This is a genomic window from Natrinema gelatinilyticum, from assembly GCF_024266705.1.
In the GTDB taxonomy this organism is placed as follows: domain Archaea; phylum Halobacteriota; class Halobacteria; order Halobacteriales; family Natrialbaceae; genus Natrinema; species Natrinema gelatinilyticum.
Window position 1 is genome coordinate 561,122 of sequence record NZ_CP100757.1, and the last position, 11,819, is coordinate 572,940.

Below are 11,819 nucleotides of genomic sequence, written 5' to 3' on the forward strand. Positions count from 1 at the left end.
TCCGTCTGCGGGCATGTGCGGCCGCACCACAGCCGTGTACGCATCCGACACACGGTGTGCCACGGCAGGTCGATCCGCGATCCGGTCTCCCGGAAACGGATCGACGACGGACGCGTCCCCGTTCGAGTGCGACGAGCCGACACAACCATAATTATATGTAGCGCTGTCTCGCATCTAACACAACGACACGTATGCTAGTGACACGCTTACAGGAGGGATCACCGTGCAGTTCAGCCTGACCGTCAACGGCGAATCGCTCGAAATCGAGGCAGCGCCGGACGACGACCTCGCATCGGTACTCCGACGCGAAGGATACACGGGCGTGAAATGCGGCTGTGACGGCGGAGTCTGTGGAGCCTCGAAGGTACTCGTCGACGGGAGCGCGGAGATGGCCTGTGGGAAACCGATCCGGGAGGCGGACAGCGCGACCATCCGGACGATCGAGGGGTTCGGTACCCAGGACGATCTCCACCCGATTCAGCAGGCGTTCGTCGATCACTTCGCGGTCCAGTGTGGGTTCTGTATCCCGGGCATGATAGTCCAGACGAAAGAACTGCTCGAGGAGACCCCGAACCCGACCGAGGCGGAGGTCAGAGTGGCGATCGACGACAACCTGTGTCGGTGTACCGGCTATCAGAAACCCGTCGAAGCGATTCTCGACGCCGCAGAGCGTCTGAACGGCGACGGAGCCGTCGCGACGGACGGCGGCACCCCGGCCGAATCCGACGCCCGCGAGGCGACCGAACGTACCGGTGAGACACGAGACACATGACTACCGAAGACGATCCAAAACCCGATGGCGGTACGGCATCGCACCAGGAACAGGACGTCACGGCGCTCGATGATCATCCCCTCGAGTGGGACGAACCGGAGAACAACAACCTGGCGCCCGACGAGCGAGCCAGCGTCTCGCAGTTGGCCGAGAAAGACGACGATTCGAAACTCGTCACCGGTCAGGCGAAGTACACTGCGGATTACGAGAAGCAATTCCCGGATCTCGCACACGCTGCCGTCGTCCGGAGCGAGATTCCACACGGGCACGTGACGAGCGTCGACACGAGCGCGGCCGAGGAGATGGACGGCGTCTGCGCCGTCCTGACGCCGTGGACCGAAGAAACGCCCGACGCGAAGTATACGAGCGCAGGCCAGTCCTATCCCGAGCCGAGTCCGTGGGACATGAACGTGCTCAACGAGCACGTCCGCTACGTCGGCGATCCGATCGCGGCAGTCGCGGCTGACGACGCCGAAACCGCACGCGCCGCGGCCGACAGCATCGCGGTCGAGTGCGAGGAAGACGACTACGTACTCGACCCCGAGGAAGCGTACTCGGAGGACGCACCGCAGCTATTCGGCGACGACGAGGTCGAGAACGAGATCGTCGGGCACGATTACAGCCGCAATCGGATGTCCCAGATCGAAGGCGAGATCGGCGACGTCGACGGGACCATCGACCGTGACGACGTCCACGTTCACGAGAGCAAGTGGGAGACGATCCGTCAGTCACACGCCCAGATCGAGAAACATACCACCCTCGCGTACACCGACGAAGACGACAGACACGTTCTCGTCACGAGTACGCAGGTACCGAACCACACGCGCCGACAGTTGGCCCACCTGTTCGACATCCCCATCCGGGACATCCGCGTCTCGAAGCCGCGGGTTGGTGGTGGCTTCGGCGGCAAACAGGCGATGGTCGTCGAGCCGATTCCGCTCGCGCTCTCGCTCGCGGCCGATCGGCCCGTCATCTACGAAGCCACGCGCGAAGAGGAGTTCTCCGCGATGCGATCGCGCCACCCGATGACAGTCAGAGCACGCACCGCGGTCACCGACGACGGATCGATCGAAGCCCTCGATCTGTACGCGCTCTCGAATACGGGCGCGTACGGGAGCCACGGGATGACGGTCGCAGGAAACGTCGGCAGCAAGCCGATGCCGCTGTACTCGAAGGTCCCGAACGCGCGATTCAAAGCCGATATCGTCCACACGAACACCCCACAGACCGGTGCGATGCGCGGCTACGGCGCGCCACAGGGAACTCTCGCGCTCGAGGGCCACCTCGACGAGGTCGCTCGTGAACTCGATCTCGATCCGATCGAGTTCCGCCAACGGCACTACATGGAAGTCGGCGATCTCGACGAGATTGCCGGCATGATGGGCGGCGAAGGTGCAGAGCGTCGGATTCGCTCGTGCGGACTCGACGAATGTATCGAACGCGGGAAGGACGCGATCGGCTGGGACGACTTAGAGCAACCCGACGAGGAACATCTCCACCGCGGGATCGGGATGGCGCTCTCGGCGCAGGGGACCGGCGTTGCGGGCGACGAGCTCGGCGCCGCCCAACTCATGATGAACGAGGACGGCTCGTTCCACCTGCACGTCGGCGGCGTCGACATCGGAACCGGGGCGGACACGGCATTCATTCAGATCGCGGCCGAGGTGCTCGGCTGTCCCGAAACGGACATCGTAATCAAATCGTCCGACACGGACGTCACTCCCTTCGACTACGGGGCGTACGCCTCCTCGACGACGTACATCAGCGGCATGGCGGTCAAAAAGGCTGCCGAAGACGCGAAAGAGCGCATCCTCTACTGGGGTTCGAAACTCATAGAGGAGCCCGAATCGAACCTCGAGACTGGTGACGGCGAGGTCTACAGCGAAGAGACGGGCGCGAGCGTCGATCTCGAGGAGATCGGCTACGAGGCCGCCTACGGCCACGACGAACGCGAACATATCCTCGGAAAGGGGACCCACTGCACGGAGGAGAGTCCGCCGCCGTTCGCCGCGCAGTTCGCGGACGTCACCGTCGACGAGGAGACCGGCGAGTTCGAGGTCAATAAGCTCGTCGTCGCGGTCGACTGCGGGGTCGCGATCAACCCCGGAATGGCGGAGGGACAGGTCGAAGGCGCGAACCACATGAGCTACGAGATGGCCGTCTGCGAGGGCATCACGTTCGACGACGAGGGCCGGTCGGAGGTGACGAGCTTCGACGAGTACGACTGGCCGACGGCGTCGGAGACGCCCACGATCGAGTCGATTCTGGTCGAGACCCACGAGCCGACCGGTCCGTTCGGCGCGAAATCCGTCGCGGAGGTGCCGACGAACACGGTGCCGCCGGCGCTGAGCAACGCCGTCCGCGAGGCCGTCGGCGTTCGGATCACCGACATGCCGATCACTCCGGAGAAGATCAGGGCCGCACTCGTAGACGACGAGTGAACGAGTTCCCCTACCTGACACTTCGGTCGGCCCTCCTCCGTTCCTGTACGCGACTTCGCCCACCCGACCCGCGCACCCGGTGTCGATTCGAAATCGACTGTCTCGTTTGTTTCTCACGATATCGTGAATTCCGTCGTCTCATACGGTCTGCTGTAAGTCATTGCCGGTACAACCGCAGGACAGTCGCGGTTGCACCGGTACATCGTTACAGCAGACCGTATCAGTCGTTCGATTCGCACACGAAGGATCGTTCGGTTACGAAACATATATTTTTACATACCGGTAGAGGGCAGAAACCTCGACAAATCTTAAGGGTCCGGTACGTGACGTGTGAGGTATAGTGGTAGCATCACCCATAGAGTGAGCCATATGCACATCGAATGTACAATCAACGGTAACGAACGCTCCTTCGAGGTATCGAAATCCGACCTTCTGCTCGACGTGTTACGTCGAAACGGGTACACCGGCGCCAAACGTGGCTGTGATACCGGAGCGTGTGGCATGTGTACGGTCCAGATCGATGGCGAGCCGACGATGTCGTGCATAACGCCGGTCGTCAAAGCCGACGGTGCGGCCGTCGAAACGATCGAAGGCCTCGGCACACAGGACGACCTCCACCCGGTCCAGCAGGCGTTCGTCGACAACTCGGCGCTGCAGTGTGGGTTCTGTATCCCGGGTATGATCATGCGATCGAAGGCGCTGCTCGAGGAGAACCCGTCACCGAGCGAAACAGAGGTCCGGGAGGCGCTATCGGACAACCTGTGTCGGTGCACCGGATACAAGAAAATCGTCGAAGCAGTCCTCGAGGCGTCGGAGCGAATGGACGACCGGGCGGTTGCGGCGGACGGAGGGGGCGTCAGTGCGGAGTGCGGACGCTCGTGTGACTGTGTCGTTCGGCGACTCGAGGACGGTTCTCGGGGTGAGACGGATCGATGAGCACACCCACCGAACGGGACCGTCTCGAGGAGGATTCGGTCGAGGGAAGCCAGCAGCGACGCGCCGACTCCGAGCAGTCCCCGGTGGAGTGGGACGAACCGGAGAACAATCGCAAAAGCGAAGCCGAGCGCGAAAACCTCACGACGGACGTCGAGAAGTACGACGCGCGGAAGATCGTGACGGGCGAGGCCAGATACACGGCCGATTACAGCCGTCAGTTTCCCGACCTCGTCCACGGTACAGTCGTCCGTAGCGATATCGCACACGGCCACGTGAGGAACGTCGACACGAGCGCGGCCGAGGAGATGGAGGGCGTACATGCAGTCGTCACGCCCTGGGACGACGTCGTTCCCGACACGCTGTACTCGAGTTCGGGGCAGTCCTACCCGGAGCCGAGTCCGTGGGACATGCGCGTCCTCAGGAAACACGTGCGATTCGTCGGCGATCCGATCGCTGCCGTGGCCGCCGAGACCGGTGAAATCGCGGATCGTGCCGCCCGCGCGATCGAGGTCGAATACGATGAACGCGACCCGGTCTTCGACGTCGAGACGGCGACGGAACCGGACGCCCCCCGACTGTTCGAGGACGACGAGGTCGACAACGCACAGAGCGGGTCGGACTACGGACGAAACCTCGAGTCACACTTCGAAGGCGAAATCGGCGACGTCGACGCCGCACTCGAACGCGACGACGTCCGTGTTCACGAGACCGACCTAGACACGCCGTATCAGTCCCACTGCGTTCCCGAGCCGCACACGACGATCGCCTACACGGACGAAGACGACCGCTACACCTTCGTCACGGCGACGCAGGTGCCGAATCACACGCGACGTCAGCTGGCGCACGTCTTCGACGTGCCGATCCGAGATATCCACGTGGAGAAACCGCGCGTCGGTGCCGGTTTCGGCTCAAAACAGGAGATGGCGATCGAACCGATCGCGTTCGCGCTACACCTGAAAGCCGACCGACCCGTCAAACTCGAGATGACGAGACAGGAGGAGTTCTACGCGTTGCGGTCGCGCCATCCGATGGACATGAGGATGCGGTCGGCGGTGACCAAGGACGGAACCATCGTGGCGATGGACCTCTACGCGCGCTCGAATTCCGGGGCATACGGGACCCACGGGATGACGGTCGCCACGAACGTCGGGACCAAGGCGCTCCCCCTGTATCCGCGCGTGCCGAACATCCGGTTCGAGGGCGACGTCGTCCACACGAACCTTCCGATGGGCGCCGCGATGCGCGGCTATGGCGCACCGCAGGGCCACTTCGCCGTCGAGTCGCACATGGACGAGGTGGCTCGAGATCTCGGGATCGATCCCGTCGAGTTCAAACGGCGAAACGCGATTCGAGAAGGAGACCTCGACGACGTCTCGACCATCCTCAAAGACGATGATCGATTCGCCAGGCGAATCCGCTCCTGCGGCCTCCGAGAGTGTATCGAACGCGGCATGGAGGCGATTGGCTGGGCCGACATCGAGCAGCCGGACGAGGAGCACCGCCATCGAGGGGTCGGCATGGCGATGTGTGCACAGGGAAGCGGGGTCGCAGGGAGGGAACTCGGTGCTGCGAAACTCAAGATGAACGAGGACGGCTCGTTCCACCTCCACGTCGGCGGCGTCGACACTGGGACTGGAAACGACACGATGTTCAGCCAGGTCGCAGCCGAAGTGCTGGGCTGCCGACCGGCGGATATCGTCGTCAAATCCTCGGATACCGACATTACCCCGTTCGACTACGGGTCCTACGCCTCCTCGACGACGTACATCAGCGGAACCGCCGTCAAGAAAGCTGCCGAAGACGCCAGAGATCGACTGTTGTACTGGGGTTCGAAACTCATAGAGGAGCCCGAATCGAACCTCGAGACTGGTGACGGCGAGGTCTACAGCGAAGAGACGGGCGCGAGCGTCGACCTCGAGGAGATCGGTTACGAAGCGACGTACGGCCACGACGAGCGCGAACAGATCATGGGCGACGGACATCACTCGACGGACGAGAGTCCGCCGCCGTTCGGCGCACAGTTCGTGGACGTCACCGTCGACGAAGAGACCGGTGAGTTCGAGCTGAACAAACTGGTCTATGCGGCCGACTGCGGGGTCGCCATCAATCCCCCGCTCGCCGAGGGACAGGTCGAAGGCGGCCAACACATGAGCCTCGAGTACGCGACGAGCGGCGGCCTGGATTTCGACGACGAAGGGAATCCACAGACGACCGGGTTTCGGCAGTACGGGATGCCGCGAACGACCGATCACCCGCCGATGGAGACGATTCTGGTCGAAACCCACGAGCCGACCGGTCCGTTCGGCGCGAAATCCATCGGTGAACTGCCGACGAACGGGATTCCACCCGCGCTCAGTAATGCCATTCGCGACGCCGTCGGGGTGCGCGTGACGTCGCTGCCGATCACAGCGGCGGACGTCAAAGAGGCGATTGACCGTCGCAAAGCGTAACGCCGTTTTGCGACCGTCGGTTTCGGTATATCCTGTCGAACGGATCGTCTTCAGTGCGTCGTTCGGCGACGTCGTTTCCGGATGCATCGGTGGCCGTATCCGTCGTGTACCGTGTGCCATTCGATGTGGCCCTCGACCCGGTGTCTGTGGCGAAGAGACATAATTGCCACACGGGCGACTGTTTCGTCAGGACCGCGTCTGTGAATCGCCTCGGGGTCACGCCCCGAGGCTTCCTGCTTCTATGACGCGCTTTGCAGACACCTGAGTGGTGTCCGTAGGGAGCGCAGTCTCCACGGGCGTTGATTCGGGCCATCCCAGCCCTAACTCCTGAAAACCACTCTGCAACACGTTCAACGATGCGTTCGCATCACGGTCACACTCAAACTCACAACTCGGACAGGAGTGTTCCCTGACCCAGATTGGTTTCGCCGTCTCCACACCACATTGAGCGCACTCTTTGGTCGTCCTTCGTGCTTCAACCTGAACGACGTGACAGCCGTACAGGTCGCCCTTGTATTCGAGCAACGTGATGAACTGCCGCCACGCCGCATCGTGCTTGTTGCGAGCGTTCCCATCGCCCTGAAGCATACTCTGGACGTTCAGGTCTTCCACGAACACGGCGTCGTACTCCGTGACGAGCCACGTTGAGAGTTTATGCTGATAGTCCAAGACTTTGCGCCGAATCTGGCGCTTGACTTTCGCCACCTCTCGGCGTTGTTTCTCGTAGTTGTTCGAACCGTTCCCCTTGCGAGACAACTTCCGTTGCTCTCGTCGGAGTCGGTTGTACTCGTCGTCGAGATCGAGCCAATCCACACTCTTGCCGTCGCTCGTGTGGATGTAGTTGAGAATTCCGAGGTCGATACCCACGCTGTTGTTCGTGTTGAGCGACTCTACGTCGGGTTTCTCGGGCAGGTTCGCGTCGTCGGTTTCCAGTCCGAAAGAGACGAACCATTCGCCAGTCGTCTCCTTTTTGATGGTGACTTCTTTGATGTCGGCGTGGTCAGGGATTTCGCGGTGGTAGCGAATCTGTATGTCTCCGACTTTGGAAAGTTCTACCGTTGCATGTCGGCCACTCGTGTTTTTGAGTTCGAAGCCAGACTGCGAATACGTCAGACTCTGATACTCGGCCGGAGACTTCCACTTGAGTTTCCCGACCTTGTGCCCGTTCTGTTTCTTCTTTTTGAGGTTTGAGAGGTTCTGATAGAACTGCGTGACGGTTCGTTGCAAAGCCTTCGAGTTGACCTCTGAGAAGACGGGGAACTTGTCTTTCCAACCAGGAAGTCGGTAGTGGTGTTTGTATGCCGACCCGATGTTGTCGGCGTCAACGTTCTGGTATTCGTATCGCGTGTAGTTGTACGCTTGGCGATGAACGTCGATATGGTATTCCAGTCGCTCCGCCACTGCTTGTGTCGGGTAAGCGTGGTAGCGGTGACTGTATTCCATCGCTGTCTACTGGTTAAGAGTGTGTTGACTTACTGGTTTGTTTCACGGAGTGTCGGATTCAACCCCGAGGTCAAGCCTCGGGGCATTCTCCTTGCACTTCTGTAAACGTGTCGTATATGCCGCGTACACGACCGACGAAATCGAAGGTGGATCGTGGTGTGGTCCAGGAGAATGTCGGTTTGTAGCGTGATGCGAGCGAAGATTGGCTGTTACGTGGTGCACACGAAAACGGAGCCACAGCGTGGTGCAGGCGAGAGTCAGTTTTGAGGAGCCGTCCCGCCTGCGGAGGTGGTGGCGCGTTCGGTTACGCGAATCCGAATGGAGAACGTCTCCGTTCCCTCGGACTCGGCTGTAGTACCGGTGGCATCGGCGACCGCGTATCCGTGTTTGTAGCACGTTCTGCAAATGCTCCGCTCAGCAGGCGGATAATCGCCGGTAACGACGAGTTCGTCGCCCGGTTCGAGTTCCTCGAGACAGCGCCGGACGATGCTCACCGGCTGTGGGCAGACCATTCCACTGACGTCGATGTGCACGCGTCCTGGTACGGGAACGCTCGTAATAACAGTTGGTGGCCCGTCCGGGCAGTGTGTCGATTCGATCGAAGGCCGGAGCGCTAGCGATCAGGATTCACAACGCAGGGGTCCTCGAAACGGTGTTCGCGGACTTCTTCGAGGATACCGATCTGCTATCCGCGGAGGCCGTCTACTCGACCGGCGCGACGCGTCTCCAGACCGTCGTCCACGGGATGGTCCCGCAATCACGCCGACGGTGGTGTCGGACCACGCTGTACCGATGAGAGTGTGCGATCCGGGTAGCGACCGTACTCGGATTCGTTGGTGCTGGCGGGTTCGGGTACTACCTCACCATCACGACGAACAGGCTCCAGTATCAGAAGTTGCTGACGGCGATCTGTGCGGTGTTCGTCCTCGTCGTGGGCTGTAATTCCCTCTCGAGTCGGCTGCGATCCGCGTTCTCTAATCCGCTATGGCCGTATTTCTTCCGCAGCGTCACGATGATCCTCGAGCGAGAGTCCGACGTCGCGTGCCTGCTGGCGAATAGCGTCCGCATCGGCGGTCGTTACCTCACCGTCGTCCATCAGCACCTCACCGTCGACCATCGAGAAGACGACGTCGTCTCCGTGGGCCGCGAAGACGAGGTGGGACAACGGATCGTGCAGCGGCGTCGCACGAGTCACGTCGGTTCGAACGCCGACGATGTCCGCCCGCCAGCCCGGTTTGAGTTCGCCGAGTTGCTCGAAGCCGGCGGCTTTCGCACCGTTTATCGTCGCCATTTCGAAGAGCGTCTCGGCGGGCGCGGTGACGGGGTCGAGGTGGTCGACCTTCTGGAGGAGACTCCCCTGGCGCATCTCCGTGAACGGATCGAGCGTGTTGTTACAGGGCGGCCCGTCGTTGCCGAGCGCGACGTTGATTCCGCGATCCAGGTAGTCCACGACGGGTGCGATACCGCTCGCCAGTTTCATATTCGACGACGGGCAGTGGACGACGTGCGTCCCGGTCTCGGCCAATACCTCGCGTTCGCTCTCGTCCGTCCAGACGCAGTGTGCGAGCACGACGTCCTCCCCGGTGAGACCGACCTCGTCCAGCCAGTGGATGTTTCGCATCCCGGTGTCGGATTCGACCGTTTCGATCTCGCTTCGATTCTCGCTCGCGTGCGTGTGAATTCGAACGCCATCGTATCTGTCCGCGAGTTCGCGAGCGCCGCGGAGACACGCCTCGGTACACGAGACGGCGAACCTGGGCGTGACCGCGTACTGGATGCGGTCGTCGAACGAGCCGTGGTACGTCCGAATGAGTCGTTCCGTCTCGGCAAGTGCGTCCTCGGTCGCTTCGTCGAGCCCATCCGGGGACCGTTGATCCATCATGACCTTTCCGAGCAGTCCGCGGATCCCCATCGTGCCAGCCGCTTCGAACGCGCGATCCGCGTGGTTGACCGACAGGTGATCGATACACGTCGTCGTCCCGCTCTCGATCAACTCGAGGTAGCCCAGTTTCGCCGCGATTTCCATCTCCGTTTCCGACAGCGACGCTTCCATCGGCAGGATGTATTCGAAGAGCCAGTCGAGCAGTTCCGAGTCGTCCGCAATGCCTCGCCCGAGGCTCTGGACCGAGTGGATGTGCCCCCCGACGAGACCGGGGAGGAGAATGTCGTAGGATCGCGCTTCCAGATCCGGATACCGATCGACGAGTTCTTCGCGTCGTCCCACGGCCTCGATTCGTGACCCGTCGACCACCACGCTCCCGTCGTCGATGACGGTCTCGGAGTCCACGATTACCGTGCCAGATAGTATCATACGTTCGTTCCTCTCCCTGGAAGGGTAAAATGATTACTACTGAAGCGACAGATATCGTGCGCGCTCACGGCCGAGGAGCGAGCCGCTCGGACGGTCGTGGGACGATTCACTCGGACGCCTGTTCGCGGATCGCACGAAGGAGAACGTCGGCACCGGTTACGATGTCGTCCCACTCGGTGTACTCGCTCTCCCTATGGCTAATTCCGTCGACGCTCGGAACGAAGATCATACTCGTCGGCGCGATCTTGTTGAGGTAGTTCGCGTCGTGGCCCGCCCCGCTCACCAGTCGGGTGTACTCGCAGCCGGCGTCTTCGGCCGCGTTCGCGACGGTCTCGATACAGCCGTCGTCGAACGGATCGGCGTCGACTCGCATGATCTCCTCGACCTCGTACTCGAGGCCCTCCCGTTCGGCGGCCCACTCGATCTCGTTTCGGATCCGCTCGACGGCCGCGTCGACGACGGCGTTGTCGTACGAGCGGAAATCCAGGGTGAACTCGACGCGTTCGGGAATGACGTTGATCGCGTTCGGCCACACGTCGACGCTGCCGACCGTACCGACGAGATCGGTTCCTTCGGTCGCCGTTATCTCGCGGACGGCCTTCGTCACGTCCGCCGTGGCGACGAACGCATCGTGGCGCATGTTCATCGGCGTGGGACCGGCGTGGTTCGCCTGGCCCTCGAACGCGACGTTCATCCACGAAAAGCCGAAGACCCCCTCGACGACGCCCACGCTGAGATCTGCCCGTTCGAGGAACGGCCCTTGCTCGACGTGGATTTCGAAATAGCAGTGGATGTCGTCCGGTTCACAGGGTTCGTCGCCCTTGTACCCGATCCGTTCGAGTTCGTCGCCGAACCGATTCCCGTCCTTGTCTTCCCGGTCGTAGGCGTACTCGAGATCGAAGACGCCGGTATAGACGCCACTGCCGAGCATATCCGGCTGGAACCGCACGCCTTCCTCGTTGCTCCAGGCGACGATTTCGATCGGTCGGTCCGTTTCGACGTTGGCGTCGTTCAACGCTTCGACGACCTCGAGTGCGCTCAAGACACCGACGACGCCATCGTACCGACCGCCGTTGTACTGACTATCGATGTGAGAGCCGGACACGACCGGAGCGGCCGAGGGATCGCGTCCCTCCCGACGGCCGAAGATGTTGCCCATTTCGTCGATGCGCACCTCGAGGCCCGCCTCGCGGAACCACTCGACCAGCGTGTCACGCGCTTCTTTGTTCTCGTCGGAGAGCGAGGGTCGATTCACGCCGCCGGCATCGGTCGCGCCGATCTGGCTACATTCGTCGAACCGTTCGCGGAACCGACTATCGTCTATCGTAGCAGGTGTCATACCTCATGACACTGATCCCACCATCTTTAACATTCCGCCGAGCGACGTCCGTTCCGCCCGTTCGAGCGAACGCGTTCCGTTCGACCGTCGATCGTTCAGGGTGGTACCGATACCTGATGTACCGGGC

Annotated in this window: 9 protein-coding genes; 5 read left to right on the top strand and 4 right to left on the bottom strand. The window is 61.7% G+C overall.

What is annotated here, in order from left to right:
* The first annotated feature begins 223 nt into the window (after nt 1-223).
* The 4 genes from NJU76_RS20680 to NJU76_RS20695 all read left to right on the top strand — a co-directional run bounded on the left by NJU76_RS20680 (nt 224) and on the right by NJU76_RS20695 (nt 6,599).
* Nucleotides 224-772: a (2Fe-2S)-binding protein gene (locus tag NJU76_RS20680; protein WP_254533704.1), complete on the top strand. Its 549-nt coding sequence runs from the start codon at nt 224-226 to the stop codon at nt 770-772.
* On the top strand, nt 769-3,213 hold the full coding sequence (locus tag NJU76_RS20685) for a xanthine dehydrogenase family protein molybdopterin-binding subunit (RefSeq protein ID WP_254533705.1): 2,445 nt from the start codon (nt 769-771) through the stop codon (nt 3,211-3,213). Before NJU76_RS20680 ends, NJU76_RS20685 begins: the two co-directional genes overlap by 4 nt.
* 369 nt (nt 3,214-3,582) lie before the next feature.
* A complete protein-coding gene (locus tag NJU76_RS20690) occupies nt 3,583-4,149 on the top strand; it encodes a (2Fe-2S)-binding protein (RefSeq protein WP_254533706.1) in 567 nt (188 codons plus the stop codon).
* Nucleotides 4,146-6,599, top strand: coding sequence for a xanthine dehydrogenase family protein molybdopterin-binding subunit (locus tag NJU76_RS20695; RefSeq protein ID WP_254533707.1), 2,454 nt, complete (start codon nt 4,146-4,148; stop codon nt 6,597-6,599). The genes NJU76_RS20690 and NJU76_RS20695 overlap by 4 nt, the downstream gene beginning before the upstream one ends.
* A gap of 216 nt (nt 6,600-6,815) precedes the next feature.
* Here NJU76_RS20695 and NJU76_RS20700 read toward each other — a convergent pair whose 3' ends face one another.
* Both NJU76_RS20700 and NJU76_RS20705 read right to left on the bottom strand, forming a co-directional pair.
* Nucleotides 6,816-8,042 (bottom strand): RNA-guided endonuclease InsQ/TnpB family protein, encoded by a 1,227-nt coding sequence (locus NJU76_RS20700; RefSeq protein WP_254533708.1) that lies wholly within the window; start codon nt 8,040-8,042, stop codon nt 6,816-6,818.
* 257 nt (nt 8,043-8,299) lie between these two features.
* Nucleotides 8,300-8,575, bottom strand: a complete 276-nt coding sequence (locus NJU76_RS20705; RefSeq protein ID WP_254533709.1) for a sulfurtransferase TusA family protein — start codon at nt 8,573-8,575, stop codon at nt 8,300-8,302.
* 53 nt (nt 8,576-8,628) lie between these two features.
* Between NJU76_RS20705 and NJU76_RS20710 the strand changes: the two genes are divergently transcribed.
* Entirely contained in the window at nt 8,629-8,838 is a 210-nt protein-coding gene (locus NJU76_RS20710) for a PhnE/PtxC family ABC transporter permease (RefSeq protein ID WP_254533710.1), read from the top strand.
* A 186-nt stretch (nt 8,839-9,024) separates the two neighbouring features.
* Here the strand turns inward: NJU76_RS20710 and NJU76_RS20715 are convergent, their stop codons facing one another.
* The gene (locus tag NJU76_RS20715) at nt 9,025-10,353 is read right to left on the bottom strand and encodes a 5'-deoxyadenosine deaminase (protein WP_254533711.1); all 1,329 of its coding nucleotides are present in this window, start codon (nt 10,351-10,353) and stop codon (nt 9,025-9,027) included.
* 106 nt (nt 10,354-10,459) lie between these two features.
* Complete coding sequence (locus NJU76_RS20720; protein WP_254533712.1) at nt 10,460-11,692, bottom strand: Zn-dependent hydrolase; 1,233 nt, start codon at nt 11,690-11,692, stop codon at nt 10,460-10,462.
* Nucleotides 11,693-11,819 lie beyond the last annotated feature (127 nt).

Bases quoted from the DNA above. Each gene is read 5' to 3' on its own strand.
- NJU76_RS20690 (WP_254533706.1), top strand. From the start codon at position 3,583: ATGCACATCGAATGTACAATCAACGGTAACGAACGCTCCTTCGAGGTA.
- NJU76_RS20695 (WP_254533707.1), top strand. From the start codon at position 4,146: ATGAGCACACCCACCGAACGGGACCGTCTCGAGGAGGATTCGGTCGAG.
- NJU76_RS20700 (WP_254533708.1), bottom strand. From the start codon at position 8,042: ATGGAATACAGTCACCGCTACCACGCTTACCCGACACAAGCAGTGGCG.
- NJU76_RS20685 (WP_254533705.1), top strand. From the start codon at position 769: ATGACTACCGAAGACGATCCAAAACCCGATGGCGGTACGGCATCGCAC.
- NJU76_RS20715 (WP_254533711.1), bottom strand. From the start codon at position 10,353: ATGATACTATCTGGCACGGTAATCGTGGACTCCGAGACCGTCATCGAC.
- NJU76_RS20720 (WP_254533712.1), bottom strand. From the start codon at position 11,692: ATGACACCTGCTACGATAGACGATAGTCGGTTCCGCGAACGGTTCGAC.